A 22,277-nucleotide genomic window follows, 5' to 3' on the forward strand; every position below is an offset into this window, starting at 1 on the left:
TTAACTGTAAATGTCCAGAGGGTGGCGGGACTACGCGAAGCTGAGACCGTCGGTGCGGGCACGCTTGAGTTCGGAGAACGCCGGACAGCCGGCCAGCAGGCGCGCGCCGTCGAAGACGCGCACGGCGTCGTCCCCGCGCGGGATCGAGGAGAGGACGGGGCCGAAGAACGCCACGTCGTCGACCACGATGGTCGGGGTGCCGAGGTCCTCGCCCACGAGGTGCTGCGCGCGGGCGGTGCTCGCCCGCATCTGGTCGTCGACGTCGTCCCGATGGGCCGCCGCGGCCAGGTCGGCAGGGAGGCCCACCTCGTCCAGGGCCGCCGGGATGACCGCGTCGAAGTCCTTGTCGCCCTGGTCGTGGATGCGCCGACCGAGCGCCGGGTACAGGCTCGCGAGAGCCGCTGATCCATGATGGACGCTCACCGCGGTGCACACCCGCGCCGGGCCCCAGGCCCGGTCGTTGAACGCGCGGTACCAGGGCTCCAGGTCGCGATGCTCGTTGACGACCGCGAGGCTCATCACCTCGAACCCCAGCGCGATGGGTCGCATGCGCGCCACCTCCATGAGCCACCGCGAGGTGATCCAGGCAAACGGACAGGACGGGTCCACGTAGGCCGTGACCGTGGGGACAGACGCACGAGAGGTTTTTCCTTCCATGGAAGATAAAACTACCTTCCATGGAAGGTATGATGCAAGCATGGACGAGGACCGGGTTGCCGACATCGTTGGTCAATGGCGTCGTGAACGACCCGACCTCGATCCCACCCCGCTGCTGATCATCGGCCGGATCCAGCACCTGGCCGAGGTGCTCGACGCGGCCCTGCGGCCACCGTTCGCCGCCGCTGGGCTCGGTAACGGCGAGTTCGACATGCTCGCCGCGCTGCGCCGGGAGGGCGAACCGTACGCGCTCACGGCCGGTCAACTGAGTGAACGGATGCTCGTCACCACCGGCGCGGTGACCAAGCGGGTGGACCGGCTGATCGCCCGCGGCCTGGTGTCCCGCTCGGTCTCCGAAGCCGACGCGCGCGGCAGAGTGGTGGGCCTGACCCCGGCCGGGGTGACGTTGACCGACCACCTCATCGAGGAACACCTGGCGAACGAGGCGGCCATTCTTCGGAACCTGACCGACGACGACCGTAGAGGCCTCGAACGACTCCTGGCGACGTTGACACGACACGTACGGCAGTGAGGTGCCCCAGCGGTCAGCCGCCGCAGGTCATCCCCCACTCCCCCCGCTGACGGCCGCCATCATGATCAGGGTGCGCCGCCGCCGTCGACTCATCAGTGCGAAGCAGGCGGTGAGGACCACCAGCTCCACCTCGACCCACTCGCCCGTGACGTCGACGCGGATCGGCCCGCCCAGTCGTCCGGGGAGGCGCACCGCGAGGCGGTTTCCGTCCCGTACCAGCTCACCACCGCCACGACCGGACTCCCAGCGGGTCACCCCGCCGGGCCCTGGCACGGACGACCGGCCCGGGTCGAGCCGCACCGCCACGCCGTGCTCACCAAGTGCGGTGAAACCGATGCGTCGGCGGCCGGTCGGTTCGACCGTCCAGCGGCCGGTGCCGGTGCGGATCTCACCGCACCGCCAGGTCCATCCGGTACGCAGCGAGGCGCGCGGCCCGGCCGCACCGGAGTCGAGGACGAAGGCCCCGTCCTGTTTGCGTACGGTCAACGTCGTCATCGCTTCGCCCCTTGCGAACTCGGTCGGGGCAGGCCGAGGATGAGGATGACGCCGACGCTCAGGTGCAGCAGCGCGAGGGTCGCCTTCGCTCCCCCGCCGACGCCACCGGGTGGGCCGAGCACGAGCGACAGCAGCAGGACCACGACCGCGACCGAGGTCCACCAGACATGGGCGCGGGTGGTGAAGCGTTGGAGCGCCGCGAGCAGCGCCCAGCCGGCCAGTGCCGCGACAGTGGCCGCGCCGATGACCGCACCCAGCGTGACCTGCCGGGTCGAGCCACCGGAGCGGACCGCCAGGTCGACGCCGGCCGCCGAGCGCAGGAGCGCGAACTCCGCCACGGCAACCACGACCGCGCCGGCCGCCACCGCGGCTCGTCGAAGGGGAAGGTTGTTCGTCATGGTCCGAGTCTGCGGACCAGGCCGGGTCCGACACGTCGGTCCGGACGCCACGGCGGGTACGCCCCCCGGCGGTCCGGCGTACTACCAAAGGAGGTGGTCCGGGCCACGGCGGGCCCAGTAGCCTGCGCGATGTGGGTGTGGCGGCATGCGAGGTCGAGCGGCCGAGGGCGTGGCGTTCCGTCCCGGCGGGCGCGACGACCGTGGCGGTCGGCGTCCTCGTCGCGACAATGCTCTGGTCCGTCACCCGTTCCAGCCCGGCCGGTCTGATCGGCCTCGACGTCGCGCTGGCGGTGACCGCGCTGGTCCTCGTCCCGGTGACCCTGCGCCATCCGCGGATCGGTGGCGTGTTGGCCGGTCTGCTCGTCGCGCTGTCCGCGGTGGCCACGCCGGTGGCCAGCTTCGCGGTGTTCTTCGCCGCCCGCAACCGGCCGTTCCGACAGGCAGCGGTGGTGGCGGCGGTCGGCGTGGCGGGCGAGGCGGTGCAGGCGTTCTGGCGGCCGACGCCCAGCCTGCCGTACGGCTGGCGGCTGGTGCTGATGACGGTCGCCTACGCGGCCCTGCTCGGCTGGGGCACCTGGGCACAGGCCCGGCACGCCCTGCTGGCGGCACTGCGGGAGCGGGCCCGGCGGGCCGAGCAGGAGCAGGAGCGACGGGTCGGCGAGGCACGTGCGGCCGAACGCAGCCGGATCGCACGGGAGATGCACGACGTGCTGGCCCACCGGCTGTCCCTGCTGGCGGCGGCCGCCGGCGCGATGGAGTACCGGCCGGACGCGCCGCCCGAGCGGCTCAGCGCTGCCGCAGGGGTGATCCGGGCCAGCGCGCACCACGCCCTCGACGAGCTGCGCGAGGTCATCACCCTGCTGCGCAACGACGACGCCGAGGCGCCGACGGACGCGCCGCCCGGGCAGACCCTCGCCGACCTGCCCCGCCTGGTCGACGAGGCGAGGGCCGCCGGGCAACAGATCGAGGTCGACGATGCGCTCGGCCCGCCGGCCGAGATCCCTCCGACGGTGGGCCGCACCGCCTACCGGATCGCGCAGGAGGCACTGACGAACGCCCGCAAGCACGCCGCCGGGCAGCCGGTCCGTCTGGTGCTCACCGGCGCTCCCGGCACCGGCCTGAGCATCGCCGTGAGCAACCCGACCACGCTCGACAGCGGTGCCACCGGCAGCGCCGGCACCGGCCTGATCGGCCTCGCCGAACGGGCCGCGCTCACCGGGGGTCGGGTCGCCCATCACGTCGACGCCGCAGGCCGGTTCCACCTCACCGCGTGGCTGCCATGGCCGACGTGACCGTCCCGATCCGGGTCGTCATCGTCGACGACGATCCTCTCGTACGGGGAATGCTCACGCTGATGCTCGACGGCGCCGACGGGATCGCCGTCGTGGGCGAGGCCGCCGACGGCGCCACGGCGATCAGCGCGGTGGACCGGCACCTGCCCGACGTGGTCCTGATGGACATCCGGATGCCCGGCGTCAACGGCATCACCGCCACCGAGCGCCTGCGCCGTCGGCACCGACCACCCGAGATCATCGTGCTCACCACGTTCGACACCGACGAGCACGTGCTGCGAGCCCTCCGCGCCGGCGCGAGCGGCTTCCTGCTCAAGGACACCCCGCCCGAGCAGATAAGCCAAGCGGTACGCGCGGTGGCCGCCGGCAACCCGATGCTGTCTCCGGGCGTGACGCGCCGCCTCATGCAACGGGTTGCCTCCGGCGCCGAGTCATACGAGCGGGCGAATGACCGACTGGCTCTGCTCACGCCCCGGGAACGCGACGTCGTGCTGGCCATCGCGCAGGGCCGCTCGAACGCCGAGATCGCCAGCGAGCTGCTGATGAGCGTGACAACGGTGAAGGCCCATGTCTCGCACATCCTGACGAAGCTGGACCTCGACAACCGTACCCAGATCGCCCTGCTCGCCCACGACGGCCGACTCCTCTGACCCGCCGCGCGCGGCACCACCGACGCCCACCGCACCGGAGGACGCGGCATCCGGCCACTGTTTGCCGTCGTCACTCTCGGCGGAAGTTCCTACACTTGTGAGCCCAGACCACCGTCGATACATAATGGGCAGTGCACCGAGCGCCGCTTCAGCGACCAATGCGATCCGCCGATCCGATGGAGGCCCGTCCATGGCGTTGACCCCGGCGACTGGGGACGGTTACGGCGAGTCGACGCCACGCTCGCCGATTCGGTCGCCGATACCGGTCAATGCCGATGTCGAGTGGGACAGCTTCGACCCGCAGGCATATGTCCGGCACAACTACGCGGACCTGCGATCCGACGACCGGGAGATCCTCTGCCGCATCCGAGATTTCTTCGCCGAGGCGAAGCTTTCCGACGCGCGGTGCGTCGACGTGGGGTCGGGCGCGAATCTGTACCCGGCGCTGTCGCTTCTACCGTTCGCGAAGGCTGTCGACCTGTGTGAATGGTCGACGGCGAACGTGAACTGGCTGCGCACGCAGGTCGACAGCTACGACGAGCTGTGGGACCCGTACTGGCAGGTGTGCGCGGAGCACCCGGCGTACGCGGCACTGGCGGACCCGCGGCGGCGACTGGCGCAGGTGGGCCGGGTGGTGCGGGCCAGCGTCTTCACCCTGCCGAGGCACGCCTGGAGCGCCGGCACGATGTTCTTCGTGGCCTGCTCCATCTCGGCCGACCGGGCCGAGGCCGAGCACGCGATCGGTCGGTTTCTGGACGCGCTGCGGCCCCGGTCCCCCTTCGCCGTGACGGTCATGCTCGGGTCCCTCGGTTACAGCGTCGGTCGGCGGAGGTTTCCGGCGGTGGCGCTGCAACGCGCCGACGTGGTGGCCACCATCACGGCGGGCGCGTACGACCTGGACGTGCACGAGGTGCGGCCCAAGCCGCCGCTGCGGGACGGGTATGCGGGCATGCTGCTGGCCACCGGCCGTACCCGCGGATAGCGCGATGCGTGCCGGTGGGATGCGCCGACGTCCCGCTGTCCGGCGCAGTGCGGCGGCGCGGCATTCCCATCCGCCCGATTGGCCGGATTGCCGACACGCGGCCATCGAAGCCTTTCAAGTGGCACTCGACTGGCCCGCTACCATGATGCTGTACGTCATCGTGGATCATCGTGGGCACGGCTATACCAGCGGTTTCGAGTCGACGACTACAACAGACGGCGGTGGATCATGCGGATGCAGCCGCGCCAGGAGATCCTCGACATCTGGCGGGCTACGGTTCGCAGTTGCTGGACGAACGGTGAATGGCACTGGGGTGGTCGAAGTGGTACCAACTCGATCAGCGACGCGGAGCAACTGCTGACCCTGTTGCTCCCCGCGGCCAAGGTCCCGGTGTTGTCACTGGACGACCCGGACCGCGCCGACGAAGAGGTGATCGGGGCGCTCAGCCCGATCGGCGGCGCGATCGAGATTCCCCGCCGGCTGGTCGGCGTGATGATGGACTATTTCCGGCGGTACACCGACGACGCCGGCACCCCGATCTTCGGCGGGGGCAGTTACCTCACCCCGATCGAGGGCGGTCCGGAGCTCACCGACGAGCAGCGTTCCCGGGACATCGTGGACTCGTTCGCGGTGTCGGTCACACTCACGCTGGCGACGATCGGTTTCGTCAAGGTCTACCGGAGCTCCACCCAGCGGCGCGACCTGTTGGCGCAACTGGACGAACTGGAGGCGATGGCGAGCGCACGCCTCACGGCGGCGATGGTCGGCCTGCTCCGCAGCTTCAGCACCTTCGTCTTCACCTCCACCGACGAGTACGGCATTCGTCTGTGCGACATGGTCAACCAGGACGAGCTGCCCCGCCGCGAGCTGGTGGCAGCGCTGCGCGAGCAGTTGCGGGACACGATGGCGAGCCTGCGTAGCGTGATCATCGGGTCCGGTCGGGTGACGGAGGACCTGGACAACAGCGAGATGCTGTTCGAGTGCGGCTGGTCATGGGGGATCATCTCCGGGGCCGAGGAGGTTCCGACAACCGAGCCGATCGGCGTGCAGCGTGCGGGCTCGGCGGAGAACGCCCCCTATCTCTACTTCACCGTGATCGCGATGGACGCCATCGAGGACCTGAACTCCGAACGCACCCGGCTGCTCGGGTTGCTCAACGAGGAGCAGCAGCGGCTGTCCCGGGCGCTGCAACTGCGCTGGGAGCTCACCCGGACGTACTGGGCGACGGTGGCGACCTTCGGCAACCGACGACGGTGGCCCATCGAGGACATCCCCTGGCGGACGACCGACGGTGACCGGACCGACTACTACACCCTCCAGGCCACGTCGCTGGCCGTGAAGGGTCTGATCGCGGTCGGGCGGGGCGGCGACGAGGAACTCGGGCGGATCGCCTCGGTGCTGGTCGAGCTGGCGCAGCGGGCACGGATCACCCGGCGGGCGTCGCCCGGCGAGGCGGCGCTGTTCGTGCACGCGCCCGGCAAGTCGGTGACCCTGAACGACGACACGTCAAAGCCGATCATGACGTGGAACGTGAACGAGTTCTCCGTGGTGCTGCTCCAGCGGGCGGCCGCCGTCGCCGGTCTGCTGAGCAACGCCCGGCGGCGCAGCGAGCTGCTCGAGCTGGCCGACGAGGTGTGGGACCACCTGCTGCTGCGGCGCATCCCGGACGGCCGGCACCAGGGGCTGTGGGACCACGCCGCTGGCGCCTTTCCCGGCCTGGCGCCGAAGCCGGAGGCACCCTCCTGGTATCTGACCGTGCGGGTGATCCAGGCTCTGGTCACCTCGGGTCAGCTGCTGTGGGAGCGGCCGTTCCCACGCGCCGGCCAGCTCGCCGACTACGCCCAGGACCTCATCGACGAGGCCGAGTACCTGTTCGACCGGGAGTTGATGCGCGGCACCTTCGACGGTGAGGCGATGCAGCGCAGCATGCGCAGCATCCGAGCCAGCCTGGGCCGGGCGCAGTTGCTGGTCGACGAGCGTCCCGGCACGGCGGCCGCTCTGGTGAGCACTCTCCTGTTGCTGCTCAACGACGTTGCCACCGGGCAGCAGAAGGCCAGCGAGGGGATCTGAATGCTGGTCTTCGTCACGTCACACAAGGGCGGCACCGGGCGGTCGGTGACCGCGGCGAACATCGCCTACCGCAGCGCGTTGTCCGGTCGCCCCACCTGCTACCTGGACTACGACTTCGGCTCGCCGACCGCCGGCATCACATTCCAGATCCCGCAGGCCGTCAACGGGGTGGAGGGCGCCGGGCCCAACGGTGGCGGCCTGCACCGGTACCTGCGCGGGGAGATCCCGTCCCCGGAGCAGTTGGACGTGTGGGGCACCTCCGAACGTGCCAGCCTGCGTCAGCGGCCCATCGGGTCCGGTCCACTGGTGCTCCTGCCGGGGCAACGCAACGGCAGCGAGTTCGGTTTCACCAACGACATCGCCAAGCGCTGCGCCGAGCTCTTCCTCCGGCTGGAGGAGGAGTTCGACCTGACCCTCGTGGACCTCAGCGCCGGCCGGTCGTACGCCAGTCAGATCGCGCTGGCCGCCACCGCGACCTCGACCCTGCGCAAGGTCGCCGTGCGCTGGTTGGTCTTCCACCGGTGGACCCCCCAGCACGTCACCGCGGCCGCGGACCTGGCCTTCGAGGCGGGTGGCATCGTGGCCATGGGCAAGGAGTACGGCCACGAGCCGGAGAGGCTACGCGAGTCGCTGCGCTTCATCCGTACGGCGGTGATCGACTCACGTGGGCCGGAGGTCGGCCATCTCGGTCTCGCCCAGCAGGCCTTCCTCCGCAAGTGCGACGCGGAGCTGTCGGAGCTGGCCCGACGGCGAGGTGTCGGACGTACGACGCTGCTCGGCGTGGTGCCGCTGGATCCCCTGCTGCAGTGGCGGGAGCAGCTGATCTCCGATCACGACGTGCAATCCAAGATTGCCAACGTCAAGACGGTGGACGCCTTCGTTGACCTGACCGAGAAGCTTTTCGACGAGACGGCATGGGACACCGCGTGATCGGTATGGATGTCAGGTTCCAGGAGGCGGCTGCGGTGCGTCGTACAGAGAGCGTGGCGTACTCGCACCTGTCGGTGGAGCTGGGGCACTTCTACGCGGAGGACTTCGGCGACGGTTGTGAGGAGCTGAGGCGCAAGTTCGAGCGGATCGCGGACTGGTCGGCCGCGATCCCGGCTCTGGCCCGACGAGGGCTGCCCGCATCCCGGGAGCCGCGGATCAGCACCTGCTTCATGTTGGACGACTACTTCCACCGCTTCGGCACCCCACGCGAGGTGATCCCGCAGGTGCAGAGCGCCGCGGCGGAGCACGGCCTGACTCTGGACTACGTGGCCCGGGAGTCCAGCTTCGCCCGGCACGACGGCGCCGAGCTGGCCCGGTTGGTGGTCGACACCCTGGTGGTGGAACCACCTCGGGGCACCACCGGGAGTCGTCCGCCGTTGAGCGAGTCGGGCTGGCTGTCCAACGGGAAGCGGTCCCCCGGGCACGTCGACGCGCCGGCGATGACCCTGCCACGTCCGTGGTCTCCGCCGTTGCAGTCGGGCGATCCCCGGCACTCCATCTTCGTCGACATCGAGCTGTGGTCCGACGAGCCGGACGCCCGGGTGTGGGCCTGCGCCCTGCTGGCCTCGGTCTGGCAGATGACCCGACTCGGCGTGCTACGGCATCGGGGCGAGACGATGACGCAGCCGCGCCGGCTCGCTGGCGAGCTGCCGACGGACTGGGACCAACTGCCGGCGATCGTCCAGCTGAACCCGACGGCCGCGCCGTTCTGCGCGTACCGCACGCTGACGCTGATGAGCACCGAGTACCTGCCGGTGGAGCTGGCCGTACGGACCATCCTCGGCCAGGTGGCGGTGCCGCCGGCGGTCGCGCAGCAGGTCGCCAAACGGGCCGGCGGCGAGGGTCTGCATCTGCCCAGCGAGCTGGTCGACCGGCTGAGCTACGTGTTCATCAGCGATTGAGCGCGTTCAGCGCCCGCACGGCTCGTCGACGGCCGCCCGGCCGGCCAGGTCGCGCAGCAGGGCCATGTTGCTCACGCTGATCTGATCCCGGATCCAGTTGACCGACGAGTTCCACTGGCGGCTGAACCCGGGTACCTGCTCCAACTGGTCCCAGATCGGCCGCAGCCGCGGGTGCACCCGCGCGCCGGGCAGCCACAGGTGCAGCAGGTGCTCCAGCACCGGTCGCAGCCGCTCGACGTGCTCCTGCCCGGAGGCCGATCGGGTGACCGCGGACTCCACCAGCGAGGACAGTATGGTCAGCAGCCAGTCGTGCAACGCGAGATCTTCGCAGAGGCCGGCCACGGCCGCCGGCACGTCCTGCGGGTCGAGCACGAGTTCGACCGTACGCAGGGTGGGCGAGTCCACGGTGACCACCGCCGACACCCGGTTCGACCGGTCGTCCGCCTGCGCGGTCCAGCGCAGCCGCGTACGGGCGGTGCGCAGTGGCGGGCGCCGGTCGAGCAGGTCGGACATCTGCACACCGTCGAGCACCCTGCCGGTGATCGCCTCCAGGTTCAGCACGTCGGCGTTGTTGCCGTGCAGGAAGCCCGCGCTCAGGTCGGCGACGTCCAGCCTGCCGACCGTCTCGAGGACGCCGGGGTTGGCCAGGTAGTGCGACCACGGCTGGCGGCGCTCGCCGGCGACCACGTGGATGACCGAGGAGGCCTGCACGATCCGGCCGCCGGTGATGATGGCCCGGGTGACGACGGCGCCCACCCCACGTAGCTGGCGTTTCCTGGCGCTCGGGAGCCAGCAGTCGACGCCGGTCCGAACGTCGGGTGACACCGCGTACAGCGATGGACGCCGGGAGGTCAGCACGGCCTCGCCCTCGATCAGGCTGAGCACGTCGGCGCTCTGCTCCTGGGCCAACGCCGTGCTGTGCTGGAGAAGGCTGGTGTGCACCTCACCGACCGTGAGCATGGCTTCCTCCGCTCATGCTGATTGACGTACACCCCTCGCGACCGGCACCGACACGGATCCGCTTCGGACAACCGCAACTCCACGGGTACGCGATTCGACCGTCCGGATCCGTATCTGTTGACGGCCATCATAGGCCCCGGGTCGGCGGGAATCCCATGTACGCCAGGCGTTCGGAGTGTTCACGGGTCGGACGGACGTGACAGCTACTGATATTTTCAATGACGCGGTCGCCAGTCACCCCCTGGAGTTTGCCGTTCATGAAGGTCTACATTTCGGCCACCCAAAAGGACTTGCTGGAATATCGGGCTGCCGTGCACGCCGTGGCTCGCCGTCTGGAGATCGACGACGTGGCCATGGAGGCGTACGGCGCCGACATCCGGCCGCCGCTGGAGCGCTGCCTCGCCGACGTGCGCCGATGCGACCTCTACGTGGGACTGTTCGCCTGGCGGTACGGGTTCCGGCCGCCCGGCCAGGAGTCCTCCATCACCGAGTTGGAATACCGGGAGGCGCTCGCCGCGGGAAAGCCCTGCCTGGTCTTCCTGCTCGCGGAGGACACGCCCTGGCCGGTCGACATGATCGACCGGGACGCGGACTGGCAGCAGATCGTCGCGTTGCGCCGCGAGCTGAAGGAGCGCCACCTCTGCGCCTTCTTCTCCGGCGTGGACGACCTCACCGCCAAGGTGACCGCCGCACTGGCCGACGTGCGCAGCGGCAGATCCCCGGCCCGGGAGCCCGCCGACCCGGACACCCACCTGCCGACGGTCGTCCGCAACCAGTACTACAAGCAGTTGTCGCTGCAATACCATGCCGTCTCGGTGGACGCGGTGTCGCCGCGTCCCACCATCGGCTACCTCACCGTCGGCCTACCCAAGGTGTTCGTGGAGCCCCGCGTCCACGAGGACGCCCGACCGGAGATGCCGCTGGCGTGGTGGCGTTGGGCCGGGTCGACGCCGGGCGACGACGTCGGCGGGCTGCCCGGGGTGGTCAACCCGGAGGAGGTGGAGCGGCTCTGGGAGGAGTACGCGGCCAAGGACGAGCTGTCCCTGTTCGACGTGGTGTCCGACCCGGGCCGGCGCACGATCGTACTGCTGGGCGACCCCGGCTCCGGCAAGTCGGCGGCCGCGCGGTACCTGGCGCTGACGCTGGCCGGGGTCTGCGTCGAGCCTCGACTGAGCGCGCTGGACCGGCACCTACCCGTCCTGATCGAGCTGCGCTCCTACGCCTTTCACCACGGGGACGGCCGGTGCGACGGCTTGCTCGACTACGTCGGCCACCGCCACCAGCAGGGGCTGGCCGGTGTCGACCAGGACGTGCTGGAGGCGTACCTGCGCCAGGGAGGCCAGGCGCTGTTCCTGTTCGACGGCCTGGACGAGGTGTTCGACCCGGCGCAGCGGGAAGAGGTGGCCGCGCAGATCGCCACGTTCGCCAACGAGTACCCGGGGGTGCTGACCCTGGTCACCTCGCGCGCGGCCGGCTACCAGCGGCACACCTTCGCCAACGCGGGCTTCGACCACTTCACCCTGGAGGATCTCGACGACGAGCAGATCGCGAGGTTCCTCGACAACTGGTACCGCTACGTGATGCCCACGCCGGCCGCGGAGGCCGACCGGCAGCGGCGGCAGATCCTCGACGTGGTGGGCAGTTCCCGGGCGATGCGCGAGATCGCCGGCAACCCCCTGTTGCTGATGCTCATGGCGATCGTCGGCCGGGGTCATCCGCTGCCGCGCAACCGACGCCGGCTCTACGCGCACGTGACCGACGTGCTGATCTCCGAGTGGGACGTGACCAAGCAACTGCGCGAGAGCCACGGCGACGTGCCGTCACTGGACCTGCAGGCGAAGCGTCGACTGCTGCGTCACCTGGCGTATTGGATGCAGTTCCGCGAGTCGGGTCCCGCCGGGAACTACATCGAGTCCGACGAACTGGCGCGCATCTTCCGCGACAACCTCGTCGCGTTCTACGGTTTCGAGAATGAGCGGGCGCTCGCCATGGCTTATTCGATGATCGACAAATTGCGGCAGCGAAGCTTCATCCTGGAACGCTACGGGCTACGACTGTTCGGGTTCGTGCACCGCGCGTTCCTGGAGTTCTTCTGCGCCGAAGAGATTGTGGACAGATACGAGCATGATCCGACCACCTGGGGCCTCGATCACCTACGTTCGCTGTTTCGCGAGAACTGGGCCGATCCGTCGTGGCGGGAGGTGCTTCGACTGGTCGCCAGCGCCCTGCCCGCCCCGGCCGCCAACGAGCTGGTCACCCTGCTCGCCACCGAGGTCACTCCACCGTGGCCGCCCCTGAACCTGACCGGGCCGCCGTGGAACCTGGTGCTGGCGGCGCAGTGCGTGGCCGAGGCGCCGCAGCCCGCCGAACTGGCCGGCGCGGGCGACGCGGTCCTGCGCCAGGTCATCCTGCTGGTCGAGCACGGCATCTCCGCCGACGACCCGAACCTGGTCGATCTCACCGAGCAGGAACTGCTGTCCTCGATCCGGACGCTCGGCCCGGGTTGGCCGGGCCGGGAGGTCTTCCTGCACTGGTACCGCCGCCGGGGAATCCGGACCAGCTGGCGATCCGGCTCTGCCTTCGCCACCCGGATCGCGGCGGTGCTGTCCACGGCCGAGGAGCAGATGGAGGACCTGCTCGTCCGGGAGCTGGGGCAGGGTCGCGAGCGGCAGGCCCACCTCACCCTGGTCGCCGGGCTGGCCGAGGCCGCCGGCCGCATCGAGGCCACCGGCGGCAACAGTCATCGGTGCCGGGACATCCTGGTCGCCCAGGCACAGTCCGAGGTCTCCACCGCGGTGCGGCAGGCCGCCGTACGCGCGCTGGTCGCCCATCTCGGCGCCGGCCTCGACCTCGTGGACGTGCTGCGCGACCTCGCCGACTCCCCCGACGTCGCGGTGCGGGCGCTGGCCGTGCAGTCCCTCGGCACCCGGTCCGTACTCTCGGACGACGTCCGTCAGGTGCTGGCCAGGGCCACCCAGGACACCGCCGCCGCGGTGCGGCGGGCCGCCGCAGGAGCGCTCACCGCGCGTCGCGCGGAGCTGCCGGACGCGCCCGAGACGATGCAGCGACTGCTGGCCACCGACACCGACCCCGGTGTGGTGCAGTGCGTGCTGAAGGGTCTGCTGGTTCTGCCGGAGCATGCCGAGACCGCACGAGCCACGGCGTTGCGGCGGATCACCGGCGACTCCCCGGACGAGGTCCGACGCTGCATCCTGACCGAGCTGCTGCCGGAGCGGCCCAGCCCGGAGAGCACCGAGCTGTTGCTGAAGCTGGCATGCTCGGACACGTCCGCGCGGGTCCGGGCGGTCGCCGTGCAGCGGTTGGCGCTCGTACCCGACCCGGAGGGACGCTGCCGGGCCCGGCTGATCGATCAGATCGAGCAGGACGAGGAGTCCTCCGTGCGGGCGGCCGCGGTCACGGCTCTGATCGACCGGGACCGCGCCGACGACACCGGGTGGACCGTCGTGGCCCGCTCGGCTCACCTCGACGAGGACGCGACGGTACGCCTCGCCGCGGTGCGCGCGCTGGCCGAGGCATACCCCGACCACCGCACCGGGGAACTGCTGCTGGAAAGCGCTCGACGCGATCCGACAGCGAGTGTCCGGCTCGCTGCGGTCGACCTGCTCACCGGCCGGCCGCTGTTCGGCCACGCGACCCGAGACCTGCTCATCAGCCGCGCCTCCCAGGAACGGGACCCGATCGTCCGGTTGCGGGTCACCCGTAGCCTGGCCCGCCTCGCCGACCCACCGGACCGCGAGGTGCGGGAGTGCCTTGCCGAGCAGGTCAGTCGGGACCCCGATCCGAACGTGCTGTGCGCCGCCGCCCAGGCGCTCGCCCGCCACGGCGACGCCCCCGGCCTCATGGAGACGCTGTGCCGGCGGGCCCGCCGGGACAGCTACGTCGGCATCCGGTTGGCCGCCGTACAGACCCTCTGCGCGTACGGAAGTCCGGAAGTGGTGACCGACGTGCTGCTGGAATGCGTCGAGTCCGACACCGACCCGGCCGTGTTCGACGCGGCCGTGCGCTGTCTGACCGAGCAGGGCTCGGCGTCGATGGCGGTGACGTTGCGGCTCATGCGCCGCCTGTCGGACCAGGACCCGGCGATCCGCGCCCGCATCGCCGCCGCGCTCGGCGAACACTTCGGCGGCGACCCGGAGGTCCAGGTGCTGCTGGTCGGCCTGGTCCGCGACGATCCGGCCCTGGAGGTGCGCCGTCGGGCCGTGGAGCAGCTGGGCGCCGGCCTGGCCGACCGCACAGGGGTACGGGACCTGCTGCTGCGGCTGGCTGACGACGATGACTGGGAGATCCGCCGGACCGCACTGCTGGCGTTGACCCGTCAGCACGACGGGGACGCCCGGACCCGGGAGGTGCTCGTGCGGCTCGCGCATCAGGAGGATGACGGCGTGGTGCGGCGGCTGGCCGGGCAACTGCTGGCCACGCTGCCCGACACCCGACCCGACGACTTTCCGTGATCGATCCGGGGCCGTAAGTGCACCCGTGTGCGCGTCGAGCGACGATCCGATCGACCTCGTCAAATACCATGAGCTCATGACGGATCCGGTCGCCGGCTCGTCACGCCCGACCGGCTGGAGTCTGCGAGTCCTCTTCGGAGCGATCGGGCTGGCCGCCCTCGTCCTCGGGTATGTCGGTTTCGAGCGCCTGCTCCAGGCCCGACCGGACGTCGCTCACGATCCGTACGACGTGCTCTACTACGACCTGCAACTCTTCGTCTTCGGTGCCGAACCCTTCCAGAACGCCGGCCCCTACCCGTGGCAACTACAGGTCGCCCGGTTCGCGGCCCCGCTGTTCACGCTCCTCGCCGTGGCCGAGGCCAGCCGGCTGCTCCTGGCCGCCGAGAGTCGCCGTCTGCGCGCCCGGCGGGCACGTGGTCACGTCCTGGTCTGCGGCGACTCCCAGTTCGCCCACATGCTCGCCGACCGGCTCTTCGACGACGGTGAACGTGTGGTGGTGGTGCGTTCCAAACCCTTCGGACCGCTGGAGTACCGGTGGCGCCGTTACCTCGGAGTGGTCGGCGACCCGACCAGTGCCGCGGTGTTGCGCGGCGCCGGCCTGCCCCGAGCCCACACCATCTACGCCTGTAGCGAGGACGACGACCGCAACCATGCGATCGCCAACACCGCCAACCGGCTCATCCAGGACCGACGGCAACCACCGCGGGTCTACGTCCTGGTTCACGACTCGGAGATGTGCCTGTCCCTGCAGGCCCGACGACTCGGTGCCGCCGGATCCAGCCGGCTGCGGCTGGACTACTTCCACGTCGACGACGTCGCCGCACGCGCACTGCACCGGCACCACCCGCTGCCCAGCACGGGAGACCGATCAACCAGAATCCTCATCGCGGGCACCGGCGCCTTCCGCCGGGCTCTCCTGGTGGAGACCGCCCGGCACTGGCGCGCATTCCGCGCCGACACCCCCGGAGGCCACGCCGTGCCACGCCTACAGGTGGACGTCGCGGCACCGGACGCCCGCACCGAGATCGCTCTGGCGGCGGCGCGTTACCCGTTCCTGGCCACCGTCTGCCAGTTGACCGCGTACGACCTGGATCTCGACGGTGTCGTCGGTCTCGGCCGTAACCGGTACGACCGCATCTACGTCTGCGCGCCGGACGAGGTCAACGGCCTGCGGTTCGTGCTGGACACACCCGCCCTGTGGCAGGGCGCCGAGAGTGCCGTGTTCGTCCCGGTCTACCGGCAGGCGGCGCTCGCCGCGGCATTCCACGGCGACTCCCGTCACGACCTGCTCGACGAGGTGCACGGCAAACTCCGCCTCTACCCGGTGCTCGCCCACGCCTGCGACGCCCGGCTGATCGCCGAGGACCTCACCGAGCGGCTGGCCCGGCTGATCCACGAGCGGTACGTCCAAGCCCAGCAGCGGGCCGGAGTACGACTCGGCGGCGCCCCGGCGATGGTGGACTGGTCACGACTACCCGAGTCGTTGCGGCGGGCCAACCGGGCCCATGTCCAGGACATCGCCGCCAAGCTGCTGGATCTCGGATGCGTCGTGGCCCCCCGGCACGGTGGCACCGGTGACGCCTCGGTCGCCGGGCAGGCCATCGACGACCGCATCGAGGAACTCGCCCGCCTCGAGCACGACCGGTGGTGCCGGGAGCGGCGCGGGGACGGCTGGACGTACGGCGACCCGCGTGATGACGTCCAGCGGCGGCATCCCGCCCTGCGGCCGTGGGAGGAACTGCCGCCCGACGTGCAGGAGCAGAATCGCGAGGGGATCCGGGCACTGCCCGACGTGCTGTCCGACAACGGGTTCGAGCTGATCCGGCTGGCACCTCCGGTGCCCGCGCAGCGCGGAGGCCCGAGGGATGCCGCCTGACCTCGGCCCGGTCCGCGTCGGCGTGACCGGGCACATCAACCTGACCCGCGACACCGAGCTGCTCGTCGCCGACGCCCTCCGCGTCGAGTTGGGCCTGATCAGCGACCGGCCCGTGCACGGCGTGACCTGCCTGGCGGCCGGCGCGGACCAGGTCTTCGCCCGTACGATCCTCGATCTGGGCGGCACCTACGAGGTGATCCTGCCGGCCCGCGACTACCGGAGCGCGGTGATCAGGCCGGAGAATCGGCTGGCCTTCGACGATCTGCTCGACCGGGCGTCGGCGGTGGTCCACACGGGATACGACCGCTCGGAAACCGCCGCCTACGTGGCTGCCAACCGGGAGTTGGTCCGGCGGGCGCAGCGGCTCGTGGCGGTGTGGGACGGCAAGCCTGGCCGTCACCCCGCGTCGACGGACCGGACCATCGACTGGGCGCGGCGCCGCGGCGTCCCGACCACGATCCTCTGGCCCGTCGGCGCCCGCCGATCGCCCGCCGAGGGTTGACGGGCCGGTCCCGCTGTCGGTGGACGAAGCACCGGCCAGGGCGCTTGATGAGGCCGCCAGTCGGCTGCTCTCCCCGACTCGGTCGAGGTGCCCCGGCTCTGCGGTGGGACCGTGGGTCGGATCGGCGGACGGGGGTAAGTCGTAGCGGGTGACGCAGCGGGAGGAGCGACGGTGACCCAGGAGGAGATGACCCTCTCCTCACCGACGTGAGCGGCTTTCCCGCAGCGGCGATCGGCCCTCTGCTGCTGCTGCGCGGTGTGGTCAACTTCAGTGGCGTCGCGGTCGCCGGCGCGGTCGTCGATCGCAGTCAGCGAGGGACCCTGGCGGGCTCGCTCCTCGTTCTCGTGGTCTCGCTGGCCGGCCTGTACCTGTTTTCCGGCTGGCAACCGGCTGTGGCCCTGCTGCTCGCCCTGTCCGGGTTCGCGCTCGGCGCGCTGACCCCTGCCCTCCAGAGTCGGGTGCTGGAGGTGGCCCCCGGCAGTTCAGACCTGGCGTCGGCCGGGAACTCGGCTGCGTTCAACGTCGGCATCGCCGGCGGGGCGTTCCTCGGCGGGGCCGTGCTGTCCGGACCCGGCGTCGCCGTCACCGCACGCGCGGGTGGGCTGGTCGCCGCCGCCGCGCTGCTTCTCGTACTGGTCGAGCCGCTGATCGCCCGCGACGTCCAGCGGCAGGCCACCAACGCTCCGAGTCGCGACGCCACCAGCCCTGTCACAACCGACGCATGAAGAGGGCCTGACTATGGGGAGACGGTCGGTACGTGTGAAGCGCGGCGATCCGTTGGGCGGTGGGCGTTCCCGCGACCGGCTGCAGGGTGAGCATCCGCTGCCGGGTCGTCGTACCGGACACGACCTCGCAGTCCAGGTCGAGGCGGCCGACCCGCTCGTCGTGTACCACCTTTGTCGAACAGTGCGGCATCGCGACCGTGTGCCGCCCCCACATCGCCCGGAACTCCGCGTTGGCCTCGCACAGCCGCTCGACGAGATCACCTGCCGCGCGGTCCTGGCCGCGCTGGGCGACCACCGCCCGCAGGTCCGACACGTACGCCATCCCGGTCTGCTCCTGCTGCTCCGGTGGATCGAGCCGATGCCGCCACGACGGCGACGTGAACCAGTGCCACACCAGGTTCGCCTCGAGGCCCGGCCGGTCGGCGAACTGCCCGAACAGCGTGACGTTGAGCCAGTTCTGCGCCAGGACGGTGCCCAGGTCGTCGGTGACGAACGCCGGAGTCGTTCCCGAGATCGCCGTGAGCAGGTACGCGAGCCCGGGATCCACCGGCTCGGGCTGCGGGTCCCACGCGGGCGGCGCGGGATGGCCCGCCAGCCGGAACAGATGGACCTTCTCGGTCTCGGTCAGCCGCAGCGCCGCCGCGATCCCGGTCAGCACCGCCGCCGACGGTCGAGGCCCTCTCGCCTGCTCGAGTCGCTCGTAGTAGGTGGCCGACACGTTCGCCAACGCCGCCACCTCTTCACGCCGCAGCCCCGGTGTCCGACGCCGGCGCAGCGACGGCAACCCCGCTTCCACCGGTGACAGGGCCTCGCGCCGGCGTCGGAGGAATTCACCCAGCCAGTCGCGGTTTTCCACCGCGCCATAGTACGTACGCTGGACTTGCGCTGCTCGTCGCCGCGACGGCCGGGCCGGTCTGCGCACGCTTCGGTCGGTCCTCGTCCTGTGGTGAAACCCGGTGACGTGCCCCTACGCGGACGCCGCCGGGCGTGATGCACCTCGCACTATTTGCCTCTGACGTCAACGTGAGGTTCTAGCGTGTTGGTATGCGAATCAACGGCTCAACTGCTCTCGTGACCGGCGCCAACCGCGGCCTCGGCAAGGCGTTCGTCGAGGCACTCCTCGCCCGCGGCGCCACCGTCTACGCGACCGCCCGACGCCTGGAAAGCATCGACATTCCCGGTGCCGTCCCCCTCCAGATGGACATCACTGATCAGTCGTCCATCGAGGCAGCGGCGGCCACGGTCGGCGACCTGGGCATCCTCATCAACAACGCCGGCACCTCCACGGAAGCCCCACTGCTGGGTCCCTCCCTGGACAACATCCGCAAAGACCTCGATACCAACTTCTGGGGCACGCTCAACGTCACCCGCGCGTTCGCGCCGAAGCTGGCCGGTGGCGCCATTCTCAACGTCATCTCGGCGCTGAGCTGGTACAACTTCGCGCCCGGCAGCAACGGCTACGCCGCCTCGAAGGCCGCGGAATGGTCCCTGACGAACGGTATCCGACTCGAGTTGGCCGACCAGAAGACTCTGGTCACCGCCCTGGCGCTGGCGATCGCCGACACGGACATGATGGCCGGAGTCGACATTCCCAAGCTCCCGCCCCACGAGGTGGTCACCCAGGCCCTCGACGGACTGGAGGCGGGCAAGATCGAAGTCATCGCGGACAAGCCCACCGCCAACGTCAAGGCCTCCCTCTCCCGCGACCCCGCCCTGTTCTACGCCGACATCATCGGCAACCTCTTCGCCTGACTCTCGCAGCGTCACGCGGGCCGGAGTAGAGACGATGCGGGGGCCGGCCTCCGGTGGAGCCGGCCCCCGTCTCCGTAGCGCCGCGACGGCCCACGTCTTGGGCCGGATCGCCCCGCACGTGCCGTAAGCGATCGGTAATCCGGCCTCGCCTGGCGACGATGCGGCCCTGGGGCTTGACTTGAACCGTGACTCGCCGTCCTCTCCGCGCTCCCGTCGCCTGGATCGTCGTCGCCGTGCTCGGCATCGGCGCCGCAGGAGCGCTCTACTGGTTCCAACCGTGGCGGTTGTTCACCGACACGGTGGTGGCGGAGCCCCTTTCCACCGTCCCGCAGCCGCCCGAGTCCTCGAAGCCGTCCCAGTCCTCGCAGCCGTCTCGGTCCTCATCCGATGCCGCGGACGTCCCAGCCGCACCGATCGTTCTCGCAGAGGGAACCTTCATCACCCACGAGCACGACACCAGCGGCACGGTCCGGATGGTCCGCAACCCGGACGGCAGTCACCAGCTGGAGATCGACGGGCTGGACACCAGCGACGGCCCTGACCTACGGGTGTGGTTGTCCGATCAGCGGGTGCGCGCAGGAACCGCCGGCTGGCGGGTGTTCGACGACGGCCGGTACGCGGAACTGGGCAAACTCAAAGGCAACCAGGGCGATCAGGTGTACCGGCTGGCCGCCGGAGTCGACCCGGCGGAGTTCCGCAGCGTCAGCATCTGGTGCAAGCGCTTCGCCGTCTCGTTCGGCGCCGCGGAACTTGCCGCCGTCCCGTCGTAGCTGCACACGTCTGCGCGCCGAGCCCGGGACGATGACCCCGCTCCGGGATCAGCATCCAGTTCGAGATCGGTCGGGTATCCCCGTACAAGGAGTACGAGGTTGCCGAGCGAAACCCTTCGTATCGTCGACGCCATGCGAACTGTTGTCCTCGTACACGGCCTTTGGCACGGCAGCTGGTGCTGGAGCCCGGTGGCCACGCGGCTGGCCGCCCGCGGCATCCCGTCCGTCGCCGTCGACCTCGACGGTCACGGGCTGAAGAGTGCCGCGACCGCCGGCGTCACCGCGACGTCGGCCGCCGCAACCCTCGTCGAACAGATCCGCCGGATCGGGGGCGGCGAGCCCTGCCTCGTGGTGGCGCACAGCATGGGTGGCGCCGTCGTCACCGCGGCCACCGAGCAGGCGCCGGAGCTGTTCGAGCGGGTGTTCTCGGTCGCCGCGCACGCACCGGTGAGCGGTCGTCCCGCGGTCTTCTACCTCAGTGAGCCGGAAAGCGCGGGCGACCAGGTCCTTCCCCTGCTGGTCGGGAACCCGGCACTGACCGGAGTGCTGCAACTCGGCCTCGACGACCGGGCAACCGTACGGGAGGCGTTCTACGGCGACGTCGACGCGACCACCGCCGATGCGGCCATCGACCTGCTCGCCCCGGCCGCCCCGGTCGGCATCGCGGCCGACGCCCCGGTCGTGACCCCCGAGCGCTACGGCTCGGTTCCCAAGACGTACGTGGTCTGCACCAAGGACAACGCCGTTCCGCCGGCGCTGCAACGACGGCTGATCGGCGAGATCGACGCCGTCTCGACGTTCCCGACCCAGGTGATCGAGCTGGACGCCGCACACTCGCCGATGCTCTCGCACCCGGACGACCTCACCGCCGCCATCGAATCGGCCTGGCTGAGCTGATCACTGCCAGCCCCATGCCCGCTTCAGGCCGCGGTGCGCTTCCGCATCGACGGAGAACCACCGCGGCCTGAGGCGTTGGGGCGGATTCAACGGCGCCGCCTCCGCCGGGATCGCGGCGACCGGTATCAGGACCACGCGAAGCTGAAATTACCCCTTCGGACACGTTTGAGTTCGGAGACGCCGGACAGCCGGCGAGCAGACCCCTATCCCCTACCGTCTGAGCTATGGCAGCCGAAGCAGCAGGAATGTTTCGCCGGACGCCGATCGAGCGAGCAGACCAACGGGTCGCATGGGACCGGGCAGACCAAGCCTTCTTCGCCGCCGGCGCATGTCACATCCTCGCCTGGGCCTGCCGGGATGTCTATCCCGACAAGTCCATCGATGTCATTGCGGTGCGCCACGCTGGCGAGCCACAGGTTTTTCACGTCTACGCCGCCTGGAACGGCTGGGCATTCGACCACTCAGCCTGGAACTTTGAATCGCAACTGCTGGCAGTCAACACACATTTCGAGGGCCAGCCGCTGCAACGCCTCACCATCACCGAAGATCTCGCCGAATTCTGCGACAAGCATCGCCACCGCCTGCCAGATGAGTACTGGCAAGACCCGTTCCCCCGCGCCCGCCGCTACGTTGGCCGATACACCCCGCCGTGGCTCTGCTGACCATCACCGGCACTGACTCAACCCGCTGTAGTCGGAGGCGAGCACGTGCCTCTCTGCGGAGTTGCCGGCGCCCGAGCAGCGCCCGAGCGTGTGGGCGGGTCCCGTAGACCGGTCGGCGTGTCAGGGGTAGCGCTGGCCGGCGGGGCGGGTGCGCGCCCCGATGCGGATGGTGGTGCCCGCGGAGCCGCTGTCGACGACGAGGTAGTCGGCCATCTGCCCAACCACCCACAGACCCATGCCTCCGGTTCCGGACAGGGACGGTCGCTCGACGGGAGGAACGTAGTGGGCCGTGTCGAAACCCCGCCCTCGATCCGTCACCTCACAGATGAGCTGATCGTCCGCGATCAGGCGTATCGAACCTCTGCCTCCCCCGTGTCGAATCACGTTGATCAACAACTCGTTGACCGCGGTGACCCAATCCTCGATGTCATCCTGGTCGAGGCCACACCGGCGACTGACAGCCTCCACCTCGCGGCGAACGCGAGCGAGGTCCGTGAGGGCGAACGACGTCGAGTAGACGGGTTTCTCGGCGGTCGGTGCATGCTGGTCGCGAGGTGGGACCGCCACTGCTCTTCCTTCCTGCCGGATGTGCGAGCCTGGGCGTTGCCGTGGTGCGACAGAGCGTGCTCCCGGAAACGCGTTCACGGACGACAAAGGCATCAATGTGACATGGGAAGGTACCCCACGTTGATG

At 70.2% G+C, this 22,277-nt stretch carries 21 protein-coding genes; 15 read left to right on the top strand and 6 right to left on the bottom strand.

Features of this window, described 5'->3' with window-relative positions; genetic code table 11:
- Positions 1 to 30: 30 nt before the first annotated feature.
- Positions 31 to 699, bottom strand: a complete 669-nt coding sequence (locus ACTFTM_RS20485; protein ID WP_449562091.1) for a mycothiol-dependent nitroreductase Rv2466c family protein — start codon at positions 697 to 699, stop codon at positions 31 to 33.
- On the opposite strand from ACTFTM_RS20485, the gene ACTFTM_RS20490 reads away from it, so the two are divergent.
- Complete coding sequence (locus ACTFTM_RS20490) at positions 698 to 1,189, top strand: MarR family winged helix-turn-helix transcriptional regulator (protein ID WP_449562092.1); 492 nt, start codon at positions 698 to 700, stop codon at positions 1,187 to 1,189. The two genes, ACTFTM_RS20485 and ACTFTM_RS20490, sit on opposite strands and share 2 nt — an antisense overlap.
- A gap of 27 nt (positions 1,190 to 1,216) precedes the next feature.
- On the opposite strand, the gene ACTFTM_RS20495 is transcribed toward ACTFTM_RS20490, so the two are convergent.
- Both ACTFTM_RS20495 and ACTFTM_RS20500 read right to left on the bottom strand, forming a co-directional pair.
- Positions 1,217 to 1,684, bottom strand: coding sequence for a hypothetical protein (locus ACTFTM_RS20495; protein ID WP_449562093.1), 468 nt, complete (start codon positions 1,682 to 1,684; stop codon positions 1,217 to 1,219).
- Positions 1,681 to 2,082 (bottom strand): DUF6069 family protein, encoded by a 402-nt coding sequence (locus tag ACTFTM_RS20500; RefSeq protein WP_449562094.1) that lies wholly within the window; start codon positions 2,080 to 2,082, stop codon positions 1,681 to 1,683. Before ACTFTM_RS20500 ends, ACTFTM_RS20495 begins: the two co-directional genes overlap by 4 nt.
- A gap of 131 nt (positions 2,083 to 2,213) precedes the next feature.
- On the opposite strand from ACTFTM_RS20500, the gene ACTFTM_RS20505 reads away from it, so the two are divergent.
- The 6 genes from ACTFTM_RS20505 to ACTFTM_RS20530 all read left to right on the top strand — a co-directional run bounded on the left by ACTFTM_RS20505 (position 2,214) and on the right by ACTFTM_RS20530 (position 8,968).
- Entirely contained in the window at positions 2,214 to 3,374 is a 1,161-nt protein-coding gene (locus tag ACTFTM_RS20505; RefSeq protein WP_449562095.1) for a sensor histidine kinase, read from the top strand.
- On the top strand, positions 3,362 to 4,024 hold the full coding sequence (locus ACTFTM_RS20510; protein WP_449562096.1) for a response regulator: 663 nt from the start codon (positions 3,362 to 3,364) through the stop codon (positions 4,022 to 4,024). Before ACTFTM_RS20505 ends, ACTFTM_RS20510 begins: the two co-directional genes overlap by 13 nt.
- Before the next feature lie 190 nt (positions 4,025 to 4,214).
- Complete coding sequence (locus tag ACTFTM_RS20515; RefSeq protein ID WP_449562097.1) at positions 4,215 to 5,006, top strand: SCO2525 family SAM-dependent methyltransferase; 792 nt, start codon at positions 4,215 to 4,217, stop codon at positions 5,004 to 5,006.
- 228 nt (positions 5,007 to 5,234) lie between these two features.
- On the top strand, positions 5,235 to 7,076 hold the full coding sequence (locus ACTFTM_RS20520; protein ID WP_449562098.1) for an SCO2524 family protein: 1,842 nt from the start codon (positions 5,235 to 5,237) through the stop codon (positions 7,074 to 7,076).
- Positions 7,077 to 8,006: an SCO2523 family variant P-loop protein gene (locus ACTFTM_RS20525; RefSeq protein WP_449562099.1), complete on the top strand. Its 930-nt coding sequence runs from the start codon at positions 7,077 to 7,079 to the stop codon at positions 8,004 to 8,006. It abuts the gene before it with no gap.
- Between the two features lie 5 nt (positions 8,007 to 8,011).
- Entirely contained in the window at positions 8,012 to 8,968 is a 957-nt protein-coding gene (locus ACTFTM_RS20530; protein ID WP_449562100.1) for an SCO2522 family protein, read from the top strand.
- 6 nt (positions 8,969 to 8,974) lie between these two features.
- Here the strand turns inward: ACTFTM_RS20530 and ACTFTM_RS20535 are convergent, their stop codons facing one another.
- Positions 8,975 to 9,928: an SCO2521 family protein gene (locus ACTFTM_RS20535; RefSeq protein WP_449562101.1), complete on the bottom strand. Its 954-nt coding sequence runs from the start codon at positions 9,926 to 9,928 to the stop codon at positions 8,975 to 8,977.
- 257 nt (positions 9,929 to 10,185) lie between these two features.
- Here ACTFTM_RS20535 and ACTFTM_RS20540 point away from each other — a divergent pair, with 257 nt between their 5' ends.
- The 4 genes from ACTFTM_RS20540 to ACTFTM_RS20555 all read left to right on the top strand — a co-directional run bounded on the left by ACTFTM_RS20540 (position 10,186) and on the right by ACTFTM_RS20555 (position 17,503).
- Entirely contained in the window at positions 10,186 to 14,400 is a 4,215-nt protein-coding gene (locus ACTFTM_RS20540; RefSeq protein ID WP_449562102.1) for a HEAT repeat domain-containing protein, read from the top strand.
- Positions 14,401 to 14,476: 76 nt separating this feature from the next.
- Positions 14,477 to 16,276 (top strand): RyR domain-containing protein, encoded by a 1,800-nt coding sequence (locus ACTFTM_RS20545; RefSeq protein WP_449562103.1) that lies wholly within the window; start codon positions 14,477 to 14,479, stop codon positions 16,274 to 16,276.
- A complete protein-coding gene (locus ACTFTM_RS20550; RefSeq protein ID WP_449562104.1) occupies positions 16,266 to 16,778 on the top strand; it encodes a hypothetical protein in 513 nt (170 codons plus the stop codon). The genes ACTFTM_RS20545 and ACTFTM_RS20550 overlap by 11 nt, the downstream gene beginning before the upstream one ends.
- A gap of 206 nt (positions 16,779 to 16,984) precedes the next feature.
- Positions 16,985 to 17,503, top strand: a complete 519-nt coding sequence (locus tag ACTFTM_RS20555) for an MFS transporter (protein ID WP_449562105.1) — start codon at positions 16,985 to 16,987, stop codon at positions 17,501 to 17,503.
- Here ACTFTM_RS20555 and ACTFTM_RS20560 read toward each other — a convergent pair.
- Positions 17,487 to 18,359, bottom strand: coding sequence for a helix-turn-helix transcriptional regulator (locus tag ACTFTM_RS20560; protein ID WP_449562106.1), 873 nt, complete (start codon positions 18,357 to 18,359; stop codon positions 17,487 to 17,489). The genes ACTFTM_RS20555 and ACTFTM_RS20560 overlap by 17 nt on opposite strands.
- 188 nt (positions 18,360 to 18,547) lie before the next feature.
- Between ACTFTM_RS20560 and ACTFTM_RS20565 the strand changes: the two genes are divergently transcribed.
- From ACTFTM_RS20565 to ACTFTM_RS20580, 4 genes are all read left to right on the top strand, one after another.
- Positions 18,548 to 19,255, top strand: coding sequence for an SDR family oxidoreductase (locus ACTFTM_RS20565; RefSeq protein ID WP_449562107.1), 708 nt, complete (start codon positions 18,548 to 18,550; stop codon positions 19,253 to 19,255).
- A 185-nt stretch (positions 19,256 to 19,440) separates the two neighbouring features.
- A complete protein-coding gene (locus ACTFTM_RS20570) occupies positions 19,441 to 20,025 on the top strand; it encodes a DM13 domain-containing protein (RefSeq protein ID WP_449562108.1) in 585 nt (194 codons plus the stop codon).
- Positions 20,026 to 20,157: 132 nt separating this feature from the next.
- Complete coding sequence (locus ACTFTM_RS20575; protein ID WP_449562109.1) at positions 20,158 to 20,922, top strand: alpha/beta fold hydrolase; 765 nt, start codon at positions 20,158 to 20,160, stop codon at positions 20,920 to 20,922.
- Between the two features lie 224 nt (positions 20,923 to 21,146).
- Entirely contained in the window at positions 21,147 to 21,584 is a 438-nt protein-coding gene (locus tag ACTFTM_RS20580) for a hypothetical protein (RefSeq protein ID WP_449562110.1), read from the top strand.
- Between the two features lie 120 nt (positions 21,585 to 21,704).
- On the opposite strand, the gene ACTFTM_RS20585 is transcribed toward ACTFTM_RS20580, so the two are convergent.
- Positions 21,705 to 22,151 (bottom strand): ATP-binding protein, encoded by a 447-nt coding sequence (locus ACTFTM_RS20585; RefSeq protein WP_449562111.1) that lies wholly within the window; start codon positions 22,149 to 22,151, stop codon positions 21,705 to 21,707.
- Between the last annotated feature and the right edge of the window lie 126 nt (positions 22,152 to 22,277).

It is taken from the genome of Micromonospora sp. RB23, from assembly GCF_053585025.1.